We start from the raw sequence: 18,310 nt of genomic DNA, 5'->3' as shown, positions 1-18,310 counted from the left end.
GTCTTTACCTTCGCGCAGGATTTTGGCTTTGCCGATGGTGAAGGTGTCATTTTCATCGTAAATTTTGACCGCACTTTTACGGATGGTGCGCACCCAATAGAAGCCTTTTAACGCCACCAACTGCCGAACAATATTCTTCATCATGGCGCCGTCGGTGATTTCCAACACTTTAGCGTGTGCCAGCCCGCGTACAATGCCCATATCTTCAAAAGACATGTGCGTGCCGCCGTTATACACCGCCGTGACACCTGCGTCGGAGGCAATCACTTTCACGTTCGCCTGTTGATAATCTACCGACATAAACAGCTGATCCAAACAACGACGGCTGGCAAAGGCAGTGAAGGAATGGAAGAACGGAATGTGCCCGGCAATGGCTAATCCTGCCGCCATGCCTACGACATTAGCTTCCATAATGCCGCAGTTAATCACCTGATTCGGCAAATTTTTCTGCACTTTATCCATGGTCATGCAGCTCATGAGATCTGCGTCCAGCTCAATCACCAACGGATTTTCCTGCATACATTCCTGCAAGGTGGCGGCGTAAATTTTGCGCATTTCCAGCGCATCGCGTTCCAACTTAATCGCCATATTCCGCCTCCAATTTGTCTATTGCCAACTGAATTTGTGCACGGCTTTCTTCATTCAGGCGTAAATGATGATTATTGGCAAGATTTTCGATATAAGGCACGCCCTGCCCTTTCTTGGAATCCAAAATCACGACCAACGGTTTGCTCGGTACGGATGAAAGCACATGACATAAGCCTTCAATGTCATCGCCTTTCACCGTTTCCACCGCAAAACCAAAGGCGGCAAATTTTTCCTGCAAACTGAACGGATTGATGATGTCCGTCAGGCAGCCGTCTAGCTGCAATTTGTTGTAATCCACAATGACGCAAAGGCGGGTTAAGTTACGGTGAGCAATAAATTGGAAGGCTTCCCAACATTGCCCTTCGTTCAACTCGCCGTCGCCCACAATGCAAAAAGTGCGGTTAGGCTTGCCGCGTAATTGATGGGAAAGCGCAATACCCGCCGCGATAGAAATGCCCTGCCCTAAAGATCCCGTGGTGGCATCCACACCCGGCGTTTTCAAACGATCGGGGTGACTTGGCAAAAAAGTGCGGTCGGAATTTAAGGTAAAAAGTTGCTCGAGAGGAAAATAGCCTTTTAAGGCGAGAGTGGCATACAGGGCGGGGCCTGCGTGACCTTTGGATAACACAAAATAATCGCGTTCTTCCCAATGGGGATCTGCCGGTTTAAGGCGCATCACCTTGCCGTATAACACGGCAAGGATTTCCACAATGGAAAGGCTGCCACCGAAGTGGCCAAAGCCTAAATGCACCAGCGATTTTAATGTGTTAAGACGAATTTTCTGAGCAAACCGTTGAAGTTCTGCAGTATTCATCTTGTTCACCTTATTTTTGCGTTGTCGGTTTTTTCGCAATGTAGTTATAGCCTACCAGTAACACGAAAACACTCACTACAGAGATTAAAATCATCTCTTTGGAGAAATGTTTCGCCATATATCCTAACAGAATGCCGACGCCGCCGAAGTCCGCATCGGAGAAGGTGGTATTAGCGAAGCCGAGGGAACCTAACACCGGCAACAAGAACACCGGCAAGAAAGTAATCAACAAACCGTGGGCAAATGCACCTAAAATCGCGCCGCGACGGCCGCCGGTCGCGTTACCGAACACGCCAGCGGTGGCTCCGCAGAAAAAGTGCGGTACGACACCCGGCAGAATTAACACCCAGTTTAATTGATTTAACAATGCAAGGCCTACGATCCCGCCCACGAAACTGGAAAGGAAACCGATCAGCACCGCATTCGGCGCATACGGGAAGACGATCGGGCAATCCAGTGCAGGTTTGGCATCCGGCACGAGTTTTTCAGAAATCCCGGTAAACGCCGGCACGATTTCCGCCAAAATCAAACGCACCCCTTGCAAAATGATGAACACGCCCGCCGCGAAAGTAATGGCTTGAATCGCCGCATATACCAAATAATGCTGCCCGTTACTAAATTGCGTCGTCACATATTCACTGCCGGAAGCAATGGCGAGAATGAAATAAATCACCATCATGGTCAGCGAAATGGAAATGGAGCTATCGCGCAGAAAACTCAAATTCTTCGGCAAATCCATTTCTTCCGTGGATTTAGAACCTTTGCCCACCGCCTGACCGATGGCGCCGGAAAGCACATAGCCCAAGGTGCCGAAATGCCCGAAGCCGACGTCATTGCTGCCGGTGATTTTCTTCATGTAAAAATGCGCAATCGCCGGGAAAAACGCCATCACCAAGCCAAGCGCCAAGGATCCGGTGAAAATCAATTCCATACCCTCTAAGCCCGCAACGGTTAAAATCACCGCAATCATGCACGCCATATAAAAGGTGTGATGACCGGTTAAGAAAATGAATTTCAAGCGGGTGAAACGCGCCACCAAAATGTTCGCCACCATGCCGAACGCCATAATCAGTGCGGTCGCCGTGCCGTATTTTTCCACCGCCATGGAAACGATGGCTTCGTTATTCGGAATGATCCCCTGTACGTTAAAGCCGTGTTCAAACATACCGCCCAACGGGGTCAAGGAACCGACCAACACGCCGGCACCGCCGCCCAACACGATAAACCCTAAAATGGTTTTAATCGTGCCTTTCACCACATCAGGGAAGGATTTTTTCTGCACCAACAAGCCGACCAACGCAATGAGACCGACTAGAATGGAAGGCACTTTCAGAATATCTAAAATAAAGAAAAGTATAGAGTCCATCACTACGCTCCTTTTATTACCGATTAAAATAAGAATTATCGATTAAAATACGCCGCCAGTTTTTCTTCAAACTCACCGACACTCACGATATTTTTCACCACGACGATTTTGTCCGCCGGAATAGAACTGCTCTCGGCAATGTCGCTCGCCATAATGAACACATCCGCATCATTCACCGTCACTGACGCCAGATCCGTATGATTCACCTCGGCATCAATCCCTAATTTAGCCAGCGCCTTTTTGGCATTCATTTCCATCATAAAACTGCTCCCTAAACCGGAACCGCAAACTGCCATAATTTTCATCGTTTTTCTCCTTTTTGAGGTTAATTGATTCAGCAATTGAAAGGCAGTCTATGACGGAATAATAACGCGATCAATGTGCAGGTTTGAAAAGTGTGATCGGGGTGGCATTTTGGGCGATGGGGTTGAAGGTGTGAGGTGAGGAATTAATATTGATGGTTTAAGTATCCATGCTTGGATCATAGATAAGCATAAATACTGAGATTTGTACTATTAGAGGAAAAGTCTTATATTAATTCCCACACACCTGTACAATGACTTTTATAAAGTTTTATTCACAATAATCATCAATTAAAGATAAATTTGGAGATTTATAATGATTACCTTTAGATACGATTGCCCACATTGTGGAACCCAAAAAAGTGGCTTTGAAGTTAAAACTTATTATGAAAATAAAAAATATTCAGATAAGTCTATTTTTTCAATTCTAGCTATTTGTAATACATGTTCAAATTGCATCGTAACAGATATATCTATAGATGAAATTTACGAAGTATCTCTTTTTAGAAAAAAATTAGAATCCGAAAAATTTTTTAATTTATCCGAGGCTTTACCCGAGTACTATCCTTACCACATACAATTTTATCCAGATACTCAACTTAAACCTGATATCCCTAAACATTTACCAGAAAACGTTGAGAATGAATTAAAAACAGCTGAAGACTTATATCTGCAAGTCAAATCTAAGCCATATTTTGCAAAAGTTTGTGGTAATGCTTACCGTGCTACATTAGAGCGAGCATTGTGTGAGTTAGCTGAAAACGATGATAGAGCAAGGTTAAATAAACGTATAGAAAAGCTTTATGATGAAGGCAAACTAACCTTGGATTTGAAAAATTTTGCAATGCATATTAGAACATTAAGTGCTGAAGCTTCACATGCTTATAATGACTTTACAGTTGAGGAACTTGAAGAACTACGTTTATTTATAAATCTTTTCTTACAATATACATTTACTCTTCCAAACATGATTCCAAAAGTTGAAAGTTAATTTAAAGGTAATTCAATATTGCTTCTAGGTACGCGTTAAGAAACGCACATCATCAAAAAAGTGCGGTCGAAATTTCCAACGTTTTAAAAACACCTTGAAAATCCACCGCACTTTTTTCACTTCATACGCAAAAAACCGGCTACTTCCCTTCCGCCAAATTTTTCTTCTCCTCCAATTCCTCCCAACGCATAAACGCCGCTTCCAGTTCGGCTTCGGCGTCAGCCAGGGCTTTTAGCTTGGCATCGGTGACATCATGGGGTTGTTGGAAGAAATTCGGGTCGCCGATTTCCGTTTGAAGTGCGGTGATTTTTCCTTCTAAATCTTCCAGCAGTTGCGGGAGTTGTTCCAGTTCGCGCTGTTCTTTGTAAGACAGTTTGACGGCTTTCGGTTTGCTCGAAACGTTTTTATTTTCCACCGCACTTTCTGCTGTTTTCGGTTCGGCTTTTTTCTGTTTCGCCGCCTCCTGCTCCGCTTTTTGGGCGAAATAATTGGCTTGCTGCTGTTTGGCGTCGAAGAAGCCGCCGACGTATTTGTTCAGCACACCATCGCCTTCAAAGATGTAGCATTCCGTGGCGGTATTATCGATGAACTGACGGTCGTGGCTGACGATGAGCAATGTGCCTTGATAGTCAGTGAGGATTTCTTCCAATAATTCCAAGGTTTCCACGTCCAAGTCGTTGGTCGGCTCATCGAGAATCAATAAATTATTCGGTTTTAACAAGAGTTTTGCCAATAACAGGCGGTTTCGTTCGCCGCCGGAGAGGGCTTTGACCGGCGTCATGGCGCGTTTCGGCGGGAACAGAAAATCCTGCAAATAGCCCAATACATGACGTTTTACGCCGTTGACTTCCACGTCTTGTTTGCCGTCGGCAACGTTGTCCATCACGGATTTTTCCGGATCGAGATCGGCGCGGTATTGATCAAAATAAGCAATGTCTAATTTCGTGCCGCAACGAATGGATCCGCTTGTCGGCTGAATTTCGCCGAGCAGCAATTTGATAAAGGTGGTTTTACCGCAACCGTTCGGGCCGACTAACGCGATTTTGTCGCCGCGTAAAATGGTGGTGCTGAAATCTTTAAGAAGCGGTTTGCCGTCGATGTCGTAGCTAACGTTTTCCATTTCAAACACGATTTTGCCGGAGCGGCTGGAGGTATCTAATTGCAATTTTGCCGTGCCGAGTACCTCGCGACGTTGGCGACGCTCTTCACGCATGGCTTTTAAGGCACGCACGCGCCCTTCGTTACGGGTGCGACGGGCTTTGATGCCTTGGCGAATCCACACTTCTTCCTGCGCTAAGCGTTTGTCGAATAACTCGTTTTGCAAGGCTTCCACCCGCAAGTTTTCCTCTTTGGCGGTGAGGTATAAATCGTAGTTGCCGGGGTAAGAAACCAATTTGCCGCGATCCAAATCCACAATGCGGGTCGCCATTTTGCGAATGAAAGAACGGTCGTGAGAAATAAAGACGATGCTGCCGCTAAATTCCATGAGGAAATTTTCCAGCCATTCGATAGCATCCACGTCCAAATGGTTAGTAGGTTCATCCAGCAACAGCACATCGGGATTACACACCAACGCGCGCGCCAAAGCGGCTTTGCGCAACCAGCCGCCGGATAAATCGGCGAGTTTGGTGTTCGGGTTAAGCTCCAGTTTTGCCAGCACTTCGTTAATTTTATTTTCAAATTGCCAGCCGTTGGCGTGTTCCAGTTTGGCTTGAATTTGGGCAAGCTGATTTAAGGTTTGCTCGCTGTAATCTTGCTCTAACTGCACGGAAATGTGGTGGTATTCCTTCAACAAATCCGCCAAATGCTCAATGCCTTCCGCCACATAATCGAACACATTGCCTTGTGCATGACGCGGCGGATCTTGCTCTAAGCGGGAAACCACCAAGTCTTTTTCATACTGCACTTTGCCGTCATCCATGATAACGTCACCGGCAATAATTTTAAGCAAGGTGGATTTGCCTGCGCCGTTGCGCCCCACTAAACACACGCGCTCATTGGGTTCGATATGCAAATCCGCATGATCCAATAAAGGCGCGTCGCTAAAAGAAAGATATCCGTTGGTTAAGCTGATAAGTGCCACAAAAAAAGTCCTATGAAAAAAGAAAAAATACCTAAAAAAACGACCGCACTTTTAAAGCTGCTGATACACCTTCAGCGCATAGGCGTCAGACATGCCGGCAATGTAATCGCAAATCACACGTTTTTTGCCGTTTTCTTCTGCATTGCGCCATCGGTTGGCGGTGTTAGTTGGGAGTAGGCGTTGCGGATCCGAGTCAAAAATCTGGAACATTTCCGTCAAAATGCGCTGACCTTTGTATTCTACGCGCTGGGTTTCAACGTTATTGATCACATATTTCAGTACGAATTTTTTGAATACGTTTAATACGTTCACCACTTCCTGCGGCAGTTCGGCGTTATAACGCAACAGCGGATCGCTAAATTCCGGTTGAATTTTCCAACGTACGTTGGTGATGAAATAATTGACCAACGCGCCGATGGCATTTTTGCGTAAATAATGTTGATCGGAAAACAGTTTTTCGCTGATTGAGACGATGTGTTGCCGCATCCAATCCGATTGGCTGCTTTTCAGTGCAGTCAAGGCCTCCTGCCATTGCTGAACGTTCACCACGCCTACCACGATGGCATCTTCCAAATCATGCACGCCGTAAGCGATGTCGTCCGCCAGCTCCATAATGCTGCAATCTAGGGATTTAAAACGGGTTTTTAAAATCTCTTGAGGATTTGACCGCACTTTTTGGAGCGAACCGAATAAAGCACGGTCATTTTCGGAAAGCGGTTCCAGCAACCAATCGAACATAGAAATGTCATCACGGAACAGCCCTTTGCCCGGTCGCCAATCGGCGATTTTCACATAACGGGGATCGCTATGTCGGCTCTCGGCAAGCTGCGCGTATTGGGCGGAAGACACATCCAAAATGGTTGGGTATTTCACGATACCGAGAATGGTGCGACGGGTTAAATTCATGCCGGCGTTAGGCGTGTAAGGTTCCAGCTTGGTCAGCAAACGAAAGGTTTGTGCATTGCCTTCAAAACCGCCGTGGTTGCGCATCATGTAATTGAGTGCCACTTCGCCTCCGTGTCCGAAAGGCGGATGACCGATGTCATGGGCGAAACATAAACTTTCAATAAGATCATTGGACGGCAACAACGGAATCAATTGTCTTTGCAATTCGCTTTTTTCTACAGAAAGCTGCTGCGCCACGGCATTGAAGGCTTCAATGAATTTCATTTGCGCTACCAAGCTGCTGCCGATTTGTGCGACTTCCAAGGAATGGGTCAGGCGGGTGCGATAAAAATCATTTTCACCCACCGCATGAATTTGGGTTTTTGCCTGTAAACAACGGAAGGCGGCGGAATGAAGAATGCGCCCGCGATCACGACGGAACGGCGGACGATGGTCTTTTTCCCGAGGTTTATCGTCAATAAAACGTTGCTGCCAGCGGGGATTAATCTGATTTTTCATGCTATACCAATGTGTAGATCAATTTGAAGACAAGAGGTGCCAAAATTGAGCTAATGATACCGCACAATACTAAAGAAATGGAACTGTAACTGCCGGCTTTCTTATCGTTTTCCATACAGCTTACCGTGCCCAACGCGTGGGAAACCGCCCCTACCGATAAACCGACGGCTTCTTTATTTTTCAAGCCCATTTTGGTTAATAATAAATAGCCGAAAATGGAGCCTTGCAAACCGGCAACCACCACGCCCACCGCCGCCACGGAAGGAATGCCGCCCAAATTTTCGGACACCGCCATAGCAATCGGCGTCGTCACGGATTTGGGTAAGACGGTGGCAACAATGTCAGGTTGAGCACCTAGCAATAAGGCAAAGATCGCGCCACTTAACATGGACAACACGGAAGCCACAACTGTCGTCGTTAAAATGATTTGCCAGTGATTGCGAATCTGGTGAAGTTGTTCATAAAGCGGAATGGCCAAAGCGACAATGCTCACACCTAATAAATTATTCAACGGCGCATTGCCTTCCATATAACTTTCGTAAGGCAATTTAAATGCCAACAACACCGCCACTAAAATCAACACGGTTAGCACAAAACTGTTCAGAACGACAGATTTCCAGCGTTTGTTAATTTTCACCGCCAAGGCGAAAGCCCCAATGGTCAGCAAGGTATAAAGATAAACTAAATAAGACATCACTCCCCCTTCGCTCTTTTCTTAATCACTTTGCGTTTTAAACGGCTAAAGGATTTCAGGGAAAACAGATAATCGGAGAATAACCCGATAACCACCAACGTGACGCACGTACTGACGATGTTTGGTAACAATAATTCTTTCATTTGATCCATCAGCAAACCGGAATATTTGATAATGCCGACGCTGACCGGCACGAATAATAACGCCATGTAGCGAATCAACAGATTGGAAGAAAACATCACCCATTCGATTTTGATAATACGTGCAATCAAGCACATAAAGAGCAACAACAAGCCCCAAATACTGGACGGGATACCGACGGGAATGAAATGGGCAATCAACTCCCCCAAATACAGCATGGCATACAACAGGAGCAGCGATCTTGCTAAGTCAAAAACCTTCCGAAACATAGTAAAAACTCAATTTTTTTTTAAACTTTAAAATAATTCTACTCTTATTTTTCAGGGAGGGGAATTTTTTATCTAAAAGTATGGAGGGAAGGAGAAAGAAAGTGCGGTCGGAAAAATAAAAAAATTTCCGACCGCACTTTTAACAGAAGATTTATTTCACAATGGTAATTGACCAACTGGCTTCGCCGATTTGTTCAAACTCACTCACTTCGTAACCTTCTTCCGCCGCCCAATTGGGCAGGTTTTCTGTGGCTTGAGCACAGTCGAATTTGATTGTCAGGCTGTCGCCTTTGTTAAGTTTTGCCATGGCTTTTTTGCCTTCAATCAGAGGAAACGGACAAAGATGGCCTAATGTGTCTAATACAACGTTCATAAAAATGCTCCTTATAAACTAAGCGGATTGTGGACGAATCAAAGTAAAATAAGCGGCAAACCAGGTGCCGAAAACCATCAACGGCAATGCAACCCAACCTTGCCAGGAAAATAGTGCGGTTTCTACCAAGCCGTTGCCGATGGAACAGCCGCCGGCGAGACTGGCACCGATGCCCATGCAAACACCGCCTAATGCGCTGAATAAGATGGTGCGTGAATCGGGCACGCGAAAACGAAATTCATTGCTGAATTTCGCAGCAATGAATCCGCCGAGCGGAACACCGATAAGTAGCATGGTTCCCCAGTTCACAAATTTGCCGTCACCACTGACCATAAATTGCAAAAAGTTCACGGCAGGACCGGTAATGCCTAAACCGCCGTTACGTCCGCTGGCAACACTGGTGACCCAGGCTAAGATGGCGACTAAGCCCATCAAAACAGCCGTAACAAAAGGATCCCAACGTTTTTCAAACAAAATATGCGCCAAACCGGTTTTCTTTGGCTTTAATGTGGCAATTTTGGTTTTCGGTTTATTTTTCTTGGCACGAAAAACAAGAAATAAAGTGACCGCACTTAACAGCACAACCAATGTCCAAGGGGAAATGCCTAAGGTGTCGTAAATGGTGGTTTGCTCCAACGTAATCCCCCGCAAATCTTTATTAAAACCCGATAATGGTCCCGCACGCATAACGGCACTAAATAAGGCATACGTGGCAAGAGCAACCCAACTGCCGAACAGCCCTTCACCTACACGATATAAACTCCCTGCCGAACAACCTCCGGCAAGCACGATGCCCACACCGAAAATAAACGCGCCGATAACGGTAGCGATGAAGGCAAAATTCTTAACTTTCGGCGCTAATACTCCGGCATCTTTCAATGCAAATACGCCGATTGCCTGCACAGTAATCACAATCAAAAATGCTACGAACATTTTGCTACTTTTGGTTACATACATATCGCGAAATGCGCCTGTAATGCAAAAGCGTCCTCTTTGCATGATAAAACCCAGCAAAAAGCCGCATAATAATCCTGTTAAAATCATAATAATATCCATATCTTAAACACAAATTAACGCTTCAATCCGAAATGATTGAACCCTCAAGTTATCTAAATCAAATAACGCGTAATTCACCTCCATGAACAATCTTTAATGAAAATATAAAAAAATGAATTGGACGAGAAACCGTATTAAGATTCGGACTATCTGAATGGATAAAAGAAGTGCAACAAAATTGCATTTGAGCTGTTGTGGAAAGATTACCACGCAACATAGATTAAACCTTAATACTAGTTTGTGATTGGCTATATAAAAGCACTATTACAGGCAAAAAACAAGTTGGAAAAACATCACGTTAAACGCTGAAACGTTAAAACCTGAAGATTATTGTTTTGAATCAATTATTCGTTGTTCAAATAAAACGCGATCTGTTGAATTTTAAACAGTTAAACAAAATTGCAAAGTTTTTACTTGCAACTGAAACACAATCCCTTATAATACCGCTCGTTTTTACGAAACTTATCAGTGTTGCCTGGGTGGCGAAATTGGTAGACGCAGCGGATTCAAAATCCGCCGTTGAATAAACGTGTCGGTTCGAGTCCGACCCTAGGCACCAATGATAAGTTTCTGAAGAATAAAAGCTGCTATAAAAAAGCAGCTTTTTTTATAACTGAATTTAGCCTTCCTTTTAAATTTACCGAAAAAAATGACCGCACTTTTCATGCACTGATGGATTATGGCAAAAGGATTTTTCTGCATTCTGTTATTATTGCTCCCGTTCTCGCTTCAAGCGCAAACCTTGACCTGTCTCGTGGTGGGGATTGGTGACGGCGACAGTTTCACCTGTTTAAGCGACAAATATAAACAACTCAAAGTGCGTTTAGCAGAAATTGATGCGCCCGAGCATAATCAACCTTTCGGTAAAAAATCACGTCAAACGCTGGCGTCACTCATTCATCAGCGTCAAATCAAACTGGAGATTTCCGGTGAAGATCGCTACCATCGCGCCTTAGCTACGGCGTATAATTCGCAAGGTCAAAACATCAATTTAATCATGGTACAACGGGGCATGGCGTGGGCGTACAAACAGTATGCGCACGATCCTATTTATGCCGAAGCGGAACGGCGAGCCCGAGCCAAACGCCGTGGTTTGTGGCAAGATCGCCGCCCCGTCGAACCGCACTTATGGCGCCAACAAAGAAGGTAAATTCTATGCATTTTGATCCCGTCACATTTCGTCAAGACTTTCCTTATTTCACCCATGCTGATGCCGTCGTCTATTTAGATAACGCGGCAACCACACTGAAACCTCGCTGTTTGATTGACGTCACTGTCGATTTTTATCAGTCCGCCGGCTCCGTTCATCGCAGTCAATATGATGAAAAACAGACCGCACTTTACGAGCAGGCGCGCAGCCGCGTGAAACGCTTGATTAATGCGGAAGATGAACATGCGGTGATTTGGACATCGGGCACCACGCAGGCGATTAACACCGTCGCAAATGGCTTATTGCCCCATTTAAAAGCAGGCGATGAAATTATTATCAGTGAGGCGGATCATCACGCGAATTTTGTCACTTGGCATCAAATCGCCGAAAAAAGCGGGGCAAAAATTCATGTATTACCGATTGGCGATGATTGGTTGATAGACAGCGATACGTTATTGAAAAACTTAAATGCGCGTACCAAACTGGTGGCGTTAAATTTTGCGTCCAACGTGACGGGCACACAACAACCGGTGAAACAGCTGATTCGGTTGATTCGCGCTAATAGCACAGCGTTAGTGCTGCTGGATGCCGCACAGGCGATTAGCCACATTAAAATTGATTTAGCGGATTTGGACGCAGATTTTATTGCCTTTTCCGCCCATAAAATTTACGGTCCCACCGGGCTTGGCGTGTTAAGCGGTAAGCTGTCCGCGCTGAATTTACTGCAGCCGTTGCAATATGGCGGCAAGATGATCAACAAGGTTAGCAAACAACAAATTACCTTTGCCGAATTGCCTTATCGCTTAGAGGCCGGCACACCGAATATTGCAGCGGTGATCGGCTTCAATGCGGTGTTGGCATGGTTGAGCCAATGGGATATTGAGGAAATGGAAGCCGCTGCCGTGCGTTTAGCGGAAACGACCCGACAACGTTTGAGCGGCTATGCACAATGCAAATTGTTTAATTCCCCGCAACCAAGCTCGGTCATCAGCTTCGTTTTTGAAGATGTTAACGCGTCCGATTTGGCGACCTTACTGGCGGAACAAAATATCGCCCTACGAGTCGGTGAACATTGCGCCCAGCCCTACTTGGCGCGTTTAGGGCAAGCCGCCACTTTGCGCTTATCTTTTGCCCCTTATAATGTAGAAGCGGAAGTTGACGCATTTTTTGCAACATTAGATAAAAGTTTAGAACTATTAAGATGAACATTGAACAGCAATTAATTGCAACAAAAAACTGGGAAGATCGCTATCGCTTGATTATTCAGGCAGGAAAAAATCTTCCCGTGCCGACTGAAGACGAATTGGCAAAAATGGAAACGCTCCCCGGCTGTGAAGTGCAGGTGTGGTTTAAATTCACCGAAAAAAATGACCGCACTTTTGGCTTTCAGGCTTATAGTGAAGCGCGCATTATGAACGGTTTGCTATGGATTTTGTTGCAACGCATTGAAAACCAAACGGCGGAAGCCTTACATCAATTTGACTTAACCGCTTATTTCAGCGAATTAGGTATTGCCCAGAGATTGAGCTCTACCCGCTTGAACGGTTTAAAACAGATTGAAGGGATTTTGCATAAGCTATAAAGAAAAAGCGTGGATAAACCACGCTCTTCTTTTGTCCGCATTATTTTTCCAAATGCTTAATTTTCCTAATGACGTTTGAAGTGGAGAACCCATTCTCAAAATTCAGCACTTTCACATCGCCCCCGTTTGCCCACACTTCTTTACTACCTGCAATATCTTCCGGCTTGTAATCGCCGCCTTTGACCAATAAATCCGGCAACACTTCAGCGATTAAACGCTGCGGCGTGTCTTCGCCGAATGGCACCAGCCAATCCACGGAAGAAAGCCCGGCAAGCACCGCCATACGGGAAGCCAGATTATTAATCGGGCGCTCCTCGCCTTTTAAGCGTTTTACCGATTCATCCGTATTGACGGCAACAATCAAACGATCACCAAGTTTACGTGCATTTTCCAAATAAGACACATGGCCCGGATGCAAAATATCAAAACAACCGTTGGTCATCACGATTTTCTCGCCGCGATCTTTTGCCAGTTGAACCGCGTCTTTTAATTCCGCTTCGGTCATCACACCAAAGCCTGTGCTGGTTCTGCCGTGAATGGCATTTTCCAATTCGACGGTCGAAACCGTTGATGTTCCCAATTTACCCACCACAATGCCGGCGGCAACATTGGCCAAATAACAGGCTTCTTCAAAACTGCGACCGTCAGCCAACGCCGTCGCCAGCACACTGATGACGGTATCGCCCGCGCCGGTCACATCAAATACTTCTTTAGCTTCCGTCGGCAAGTGATACACAGGCTGATTCGGACGCAACAAGGTCATGCCTTTTTCCGAACGGGTCACTAAAAGTGCGGTTAAATTTATCTCTGAAATGAGCTTCAAGCCTTTGCCGATGATGTCCTGCTCGGAATTGCATTTTCCAACCACCGCTTCAAATTCGGACATATTCGGCGTTAATAACGTCGCGCCGCGATAACGCTCAAAATCCGTACCTTTCGGGTCGATCAACACCGGCACATTCGCATTACGGGCAATTTGGATCATTTTTTGCACGTCGTTTAAGGTGCCTTTGCCGTAATCGGATAAGATCAAAGCACCGTAATTTTTGACCGCACTTTCTAATTTATTCAGCAAATCGGCACTTGTCACATTTTGGAAATCTTCTTCAAAATCAAGGCGTAATAATTGCTGATGGCGGGACAAAATGCGCAATTTGGTAATCGTCGGATGCGTGGATAATTGCACGAAGTCACAATCGATTTTTTGTTGTTGTAATAATGTCGTCAATGCCGAACCCGCTTCATCCATGCCGGTTAAGCCAAGCAGTTGCACCGGCACGTTTAACGAAGCAATGTTCATCGCCACGTTTGCCGCGCCGCCTGCACGTTCTTCATTTTGCTGAACGCGTACCACCGGCACCGGTGCTTCCGGCGAAATACGATTGGTTGCACCGAACCAATAGCGATCCAACATCACATCGCCTAATACCAAAACTTTTGCCTGATTAAATTGTGCAGAATATTGAGCCATTTGATTTTCTCTTAGATTATAGGATAAAAAATTTCGCTAATATTACCACAGGGGAAATGCTATTTCCTAAAAATTCCGCTAAACTAAAACCAATTGAAGTTATCCTATAATCCCTTATGGCAAAATCTGTTCTTCCAACCTTTAAAATTGAATTTCTCCATCCCAAACATTGGGGCTTCTGGCTTGCCCTTGGTCTTTTTCGTTTGATCTTACTGCTTCCTTATCCCGTTTTATGCAAAATCGGCAATGGATTGGGGCGATTATTCAGCAAAACCGGTGTAGGCAAACGGCGGGCTAAAATAGCCAAACGCAATCTGGAACTTTGTTTTCCCGATTATTCCGAACAAAAAATAAACGAGATTTTACACGCCAATTTGCGCTCTACCGGCATGGCGATTATTGAGACCGGTATGGCATGGTTTTGGTCTGATCGTCGCATTAAAAAATGGTCAAAAATTGAAGGGATTGAATACTTAAAAGAGAATTTAGCGGACGGCATTATTTTTGTCGGTGTCCATTTTTTAACGTTGGAATTGGGTGCGCGTATCGTCGGTATTCACCAGCCCGGGATTGGTGTTTATCGCCCGAACGATAATCCGTTGTTTGATTGGATTCAAACCCAAGGCAGATTGCGTTCCAACAAAGACATGCTGGATCGCAAAGATTTACGTGGCATGATTAAAGCCATTCGGAACGGTGATATTATTTGGTACGCGCCGGATCATGATTACGGCAGAAAAAACGCCGTGTTCGTGCCATTTTTTGCTGTTCCCCATGCGGCAACGACGACCGGAAGTTATTATTTGTTAAAATCCTCACCGACCAGTAAAGTCATTCCTTTTGCGCCGATTCGAAATAAAGACCATTCCGGCTATACGGTGACGATTTCCCCACCGGTGGATTTTTCTGATTTGCATAACGAAACCGAGATTGCAACAAGAATGAATAAGGTGATTGAAAAGGAAATTATGAAGGGTATTGAACAATATATGTGGCTTCATCGCCGCTTTAAAACCCAGCCAAATGAAGGCGACAATTTATATAAAGATTAAAAATAAAGGTGAGCCTCAAACTCACCTTTATTTTTAGCCATTTTTATAACGCTTCCGACTCTAGCTCATCTGCCATTGCAGAAAGAATTTCGCGGGTTAAATACGCCAATGAACGATAAAACGGCAAAGTTGCCTGTTTTTCAATTTTAACTAAAAACTTGGCGGCACAAGGCAACAAAAAACGTTCAAATAATTCTTGCTGCGCACTCACAGAATCTGCATTGTCTTCCAGCCAAGAAGCCGTTAACAACAACATGGCGAAATGGTCAAGGTTATCCGCTTCAGGTAAATTCCGAATTTGGCGAAAATCATGAAAATCTTCAACGGAAATGTCATACGCGGAAATTTGTGTCTCCACACTTCCATTTCCACCCAAAATTTTTTGATATTCCTTATCCAACAACGCTAAATCAATGGGCATTTGCAAGGAATCCAACGCGTTTTTGCCGTCATTATCTTCATTCAACGCCCAGAGCTGTGATAAATTGCCTTGCTGTAACCAAGCGAACACGCCGGCTAAAATAGGATCCGTCGGCTGGCGATAAAACAAATTGCCAAATAAACGACTAATCAGAGAAAAATTATTTAATTGGACGCTTTCTTGCATTATTTTTCTCCGCCTTTCGTTAAAAGTGCGGTCAGATTTTCCTGTGTTTTTTGTGCGGCACCACTCAGAATTTTCTGATAATCCACTTCATCCAACAAATGCATATCACCGAAAATCTCGTGCTGAATATCGGTAATACCGCAGAAATTAAACAAACCGTCAACCAAACAGGTTTGTAGCGCTTGATCAAAATTCAGGCTTTGATAACGTTCCAGATTATTTCCCATGGTAATAAAATGTTGCATTTTCTTATCACCCAGCAATCCTATGGAACCCTCATTACCTGTTTTATAGGCGAATCCGTAGCTGAGCACGCGATCTAAATAACCTTTTAAAATCGCTGGGAAACCCATCCACCAAAGGGGATAAACCAACGTGATCAAATCGGCCTCCTTAATCAGATTTTGCTCAAATTTAATCTCCGTCGGTACAATGCCTTCCGCACCTGCGCTCAATTCGTTCCAAGATAAAACGGGATTAAAATTTAACGTATAAAGATCGCGCACGATGGTTTCCACATTCAGCTCATGGGATACTTTAATAATACGTTCCACTAAAGCGCGATTAAAACTTTGTTGATTGGGATGTGCAGAAATAATTAAATGCTTCATTTACTTCCTTAAATTTTCTTAACTTTCAATGTGATGCTATCCACTGCGATCACCTCGACAATATCATTTGCTGTCAAATCGTGTCCTTTAATACGCCATGTAGTATCGCCGAAAGCACCTCTGCCAATGCCGTTTTCCGCCATTTCAAGAACTTTGCCTCTCGCCCCTATCATCGCATGATCTCGTTGATTAAGAACAGTTTTTGTTTGATCAATTTGGTCTTTACCATGCTGATAACGCCACCAAATAATACTCAAAACAATGGCGATAACCGCATAGATAACAGCTAATACAGAAAGGGGTAAGGTTGGGATAAATTTCATGATTGCCGCAACCACAATCGCTGCCAAGCCCCACCATAAAAGGAAAACGCCGGGAATGACAATCTCAGCGATGAGCAGAATAAAACCAAGAATAAGCCAATGCCAAATATTCCAGTCCGTCAACCATTCCATACCAACCTCAGTTCTTCGATTAATTTACTTTTTTGTCGGATTTTAACAGCTCGCTGATACCGGCAATAGAACCAATTAAATTGCCGGCTTCTAAAGGCATCAAAACAACTTTACTGTTATCGGAACCGCCAATTTCTTTTAGCGCTTCGGTGTATTTTTGTGCGATAAAGTAATTAATTGCTTTGGTATCACCATTCGCAATCGCATCGGATACCATTTGTGTTGCTTTTGCTTCAGCTTCAGCCGCCCGTTCACGCGCTTCTGCTTGCAAGAAAGCTTCCTGACGTTCACCCTCCGCTTTCAAAATACGGGATTGTTTTTCACCTTCCGCACGTAAAATTTCAGCCTGACGCACACCTTCGGCTTCCAAAATATCCGCACGTTTATTCCGTTCAGCTTTCATTTGCGCATTCATTGCAGCAATCAATTCATGCGGTGGGCGGACATCGCGGATTTCAATACGGGTAACTTTAATTCCCCAAGGATTGGTTGCCTCATCTACGATAGACAATAAACGACTGTTGATAGAATCACGTTGAGATAACATTTCGTCCAGTTCCATAGAACCTAAAACCGTACGAATGTTTGTCATGGTAAGATTAATAATAGCTTGTTCCAGGTGATTCACTTCATAAGCCGCATTACGCGCATCAATAACCTGAACGAAACACACCGCATCGATCGCAACATTGGCATTATCCTTTGAAATCACTTCTTGAGATGGAATGTCCAACACCTGCTCCATCATATTGATCTTGCGACCAACACGATCAACAAAGGGAACAACAAAATTCAAACCCGGCATTAAAGTGCGGGTATAACGACCGAAACGCTCAATCGTCCAGTTATAGCCTTGCGGCACGGTTTTTAATGTGGAATAAAGCACCACACCGACAAGCACAATAAAAATAATTGAAGCAATGGGTAAGCCATCTAAAAAATACATAATTTTCTCCTTAGGACAATTAAAGAACTATCTGCTAAAGGATAACAATTAGCGTATGGTTTGTATATAACAATTCAGTTCAAAAACATCTTAAAAACGGACCGCACTTTTATTCACTTAAGTGCGGTTTTTTCTTACGTGTTGTCCTTATTTTTACGCTGTTTATCATACCTTTTATTTAATCTAAAAACCCTATGCCTAAAAAACCAAAAACCCCCGACGTGTTTCCACATCAGGGGTTGCTTTTCAATTAGGCTTGGCGGTGACCTACTCTCACATGGGGATACCCCACACTACCATCGGCATTACGGCGTTTCACTTCTGAGTTCGGTATGGATTCAGGTGGGCCCACCGC

20 protein-coding genes, 1 tRNA gene and 1 rRNA gene are annotated in these 18,310 nt (G+C 44.5%); 6 read left to right on the top strand and 16 right to left on the bottom strand.

What is annotated here, in order from left to right; genetic code table 11:
- The 4 genes from DK430_RS08670 to DK430_RS08655 all read right to left on the bottom strand — a co-directional run.
- On the bottom strand, nucleotides 1–588 hold a 588-nt coding region (locus DK430_RS08670; RefSeq protein WP_429696973.1), incomplete at its 3' end, for a transketolase family protein.
- The gene (locus DK430_RS08665) at nucleotides 578–1,402 is read right to left on the bottom strand and encodes a transketolase (RefSeq protein ID WP_109078669.1); all 825 of its coding nucleotides are present in this window, start codon (nucleotides 1,400–1,402) and stop codon (nucleotides 578–580) included. The genes DK430_RS08665 and DK430_RS08670, both read right to left, overlap by 11 nt.
- Nucleotides 1,403–1,412: 10 nt before the next feature.
- Nucleotides 1,413–2,768: a PTS ascorbate transporter subunit IIC gene (gene ulaA, locus DK430_RS08660; RefSeq protein ID WP_109078668.1), complete on the bottom strand. Its 1,356-nt coding sequence runs from the start codon at nucleotides 2,766–2,768 to the stop codon at nucleotides 1,413–1,415.
- Nucleotides 2,769–2,803: 35 nt separating this feature from the next.
- The gene (locus tag DK430_RS08655; RefSeq protein WP_109078667.1) at nucleotides 2,804–3,073 is read right to left on the bottom strand and encodes a PTS sugar transporter subunit IIB; all 270 of its coding nucleotides are present in this window, start codon (nucleotides 3,071–3,073) and stop codon (nucleotides 2,804–2,806) included.
- A gap of 313 nt (nucleotides 3,074–3,386) precedes the next feature.
- Between DK430_RS08655 and DK430_RS08650 the strand changes: the two genes are divergently transcribed.
- Nucleotides 3,387–4,061, top strand: a complete 675-nt coding sequence (locus DK430_RS08650; RefSeq protein ID WP_109078666.1) for a DUF4145 domain-containing protein — start codon at nucleotides 3,387–3,389, stop codon at nucleotides 4,059–4,061.
- Between the two features lie 139 nt (nucleotides 4,062–4,200).
- Here the strand turns inward: DK430_RS08650 and DK430_RS08645 are convergent, their stop codons facing one another.
- The 6 genes from DK430_RS08645 to DK430_RS08620 form a co-directional block, all read right to left on the bottom strand.
- Nucleotides 4,201–6,144: an ABC transporter ATP-binding protein gene (locus DK430_RS08645; RefSeq protein WP_109078665.1), complete on the bottom strand. Its 1,944-nt coding sequence runs from the start codon at nucleotides 6,142–6,144 to the stop codon at nucleotides 4,201–4,203.
- 51 nt (nucleotides 6,145–6,195) lie between these two features.
- Nucleotides 6,196–7,548, bottom strand: a complete 1,353-nt coding sequence (locus DK430_RS08640; RefSeq protein ID WP_109078664.1) for an anti-phage deoxyguanosine triphosphatase — start codon at nucleotides 7,546–7,548, stop codon at nucleotides 6,196–6,198.
- Nucleotide 7,549: 1 nt separating this feature from the next.
- Complete coding sequence (locus tag DK430_RS08635; protein WP_109078663.1) at nucleotides 7,550–8,242, bottom strand: CidB/LrgB family autolysis modulator; 693 nt, start codon at nucleotides 8,240–8,242, stop codon at nucleotides 7,550–7,552.
- The gene (locus tag DK430_RS08630; RefSeq protein ID WP_109078662.1) at nucleotides 8,242–8,652 is read right to left on the bottom strand and encodes a CidA/LrgA family protein; all 411 of its coding nucleotides are present in this window, start codon (nucleotides 8,650–8,652) and stop codon (nucleotides 8,242–8,244) included. Before DK430_RS08630 ends, DK430_RS08635 begins: the two co-directional genes overlap by 1 nt.
- Before the next feature lie 151 nt (nucleotides 8,653–8,803).
- Nucleotides 8,804–9,025, bottom strand: a complete 222-nt coding sequence (locus DK430_RS08625; RefSeq protein ID WP_109078661.1) for a sulfurtransferase TusA family protein — start codon at nucleotides 9,023–9,025, stop codon at nucleotides 8,804–8,806.
- An 18-nt stretch (nucleotides 9,026–9,043) separates the two neighbouring features.
- Nucleotides 9,044–10,069 carry a YeeE/YedE family protein gene (locus DK430_RS08620; RefSeq protein ID WP_109078660.1) on the bottom strand — a complete coding sequence of 342 codons (1,026 nt, stop codon included), beginning with the start codon at nucleotides 10,067–10,069 and terminating at the stop codon, nucleotides 9,044–9,046.
- A gap of 485 nt (nucleotides 10,070–10,554) precedes the next feature.
- Here DK430_RS08620 and DK430_RS08615 point away from each other — a divergent pair.
- The 4 genes from DK430_RS08615 (at nucleotide 10,555) to DK430_RS08600 (ending at nucleotide 12,813) form a co-directional block, all read left to right on the top strand.
- A tRNA-Leu gene (locus DK430_RS08615) sits at nucleotides 10,555–10,640 on the top strand.
- 120 nt (nucleotides 10,641–10,760) lie between these two features.
- Complete coding sequence (locus DK430_RS08610) at nucleotides 10,761–11,231, top strand: thermonuclease family protein (RefSeq protein WP_109078659.1); 471 nt, start codon at nucleotides 10,761–10,763, stop codon at nucleotides 11,229–11,231.
- A gap of 5 nt (nucleotides 11,232–11,236) precedes the next feature.
- A complete protein-coding gene (locus DK430_RS08605) occupies nucleotides 11,237–12,436 on the top strand; it encodes an aminotransferase class V-fold PLP-dependent enzyme (protein ID WP_109078658.1) in 1,200 nt (399 codons plus the stop codon).
- Entirely contained in the window at nucleotides 12,433–12,813 is a 381-nt protein-coding gene (locus DK430_RS08600) for a SufE family protein (protein WP_109078657.1), read from the top strand. Before DK430_RS08605 ends, DK430_RS08600 begins: the two co-directional genes overlap by 4 nt.
- 40 nt (nucleotides 12,814–12,853) lie before the next feature.
- On the opposite strand, the gene hldE is transcribed toward DK430_RS08600, so the two are convergent.
- On the bottom strand, nucleotides 12,854–14,284 hold the full coding sequence (hldE, locus tag DK430_RS08595) for a bifunctional D-glycero-beta-D-manno-heptose-7-phosphate kinase/D-glycero-beta-D-manno-heptose 1-phosphate adenylyltransferase HldE (RefSeq protein WP_109078656.1): 1,431 nt from the start codon (nucleotides 14,282–14,284) through the stop codon (nucleotides 12,854–12,856).
- A 116-nt stretch (nucleotides 14,285–14,400) separates the two neighbouring features.
- Between hldE and DK430_RS08590 the strand changes: the two genes are divergently transcribed.
- Nucleotides 14,401–15,336, top strand: coding sequence for a Kdo(2)-lipid IV(A) acyltransferase (locus DK430_RS08590; protein WP_109078655.1), 936 nt, complete (start codon nucleotides 14,401–14,403; stop codon nucleotides 15,334–15,336).
- 43 nt (nucleotides 15,337–15,379) lie between these two features.
- Here DK430_RS08590 and DK430_RS08585 read toward each other — a convergent pair whose 3' ends face one another.
- From DK430_RS08585 to rrf, 5 genes are all read right to left on the bottom strand, one after another.
- Nucleotides 15,380–15,943, bottom strand: coding sequence for a TorD/DmsD family molecular chaperone (locus DK430_RS08585; RefSeq protein WP_109078654.1), 564 nt, complete (start codon nucleotides 15,941–15,943; stop codon nucleotides 15,380–15,382).
- Nucleotides 15,943–16,554, bottom strand: a complete 612-nt coding sequence (locus DK430_RS08580) for an NAD(P)H-dependent oxidoreductase (RefSeq protein ID WP_109078653.1) — start codon at nucleotides 16,552–16,554, stop codon at nucleotides 15,943–15,945. Before DK430_RS08580 ends, DK430_RS08585 begins: the two co-directional genes overlap by 1 nt.
- An 8-nt stretch (nucleotides 16,555–16,562) precedes the next feature.
- Entirely contained in the window at nucleotides 16,563–17,009 is a 447-nt protein-coding gene (locus DK430_RS08575; RefSeq protein ID WP_109078652.1) for an NfeD family protein, read from the bottom strand.
- A 19-nt stretch (nucleotides 17,010–17,028) separates the two neighbouring features.
- Nucleotides 17,029–17,955 (bottom strand): SPFH domain-containing protein, encoded by a 927-nt coding sequence (locus DK430_RS08570; RefSeq protein WP_109078651.1) that lies wholly within the window; start codon nucleotides 17,953–17,955, stop codon nucleotides 17,029–17,031.
- A gap of 254 nt (nucleotides 17,956–18,209) precedes the next feature.
- A 5S ribosomal RNA gene (gene rrf, locus DK430_RS08565) occupies nucleotides 18,210–18,310 on the bottom strand; the annotation flags it as partial.

It is taken from the genome of Aggregatibacter kilianii (genome assembly GCF_003129965.1).
Classification (GTDB): domain Bacteria; phylum Pseudomonadota; class Gammaproteobacteria; order Enterobacterales; family Pasteurellaceae; genus Aggregatibacter; species Aggregatibacter kilianii_A.
This window is presented reverse-complemented; position numbering and strand designations above follow the sequence as displayed.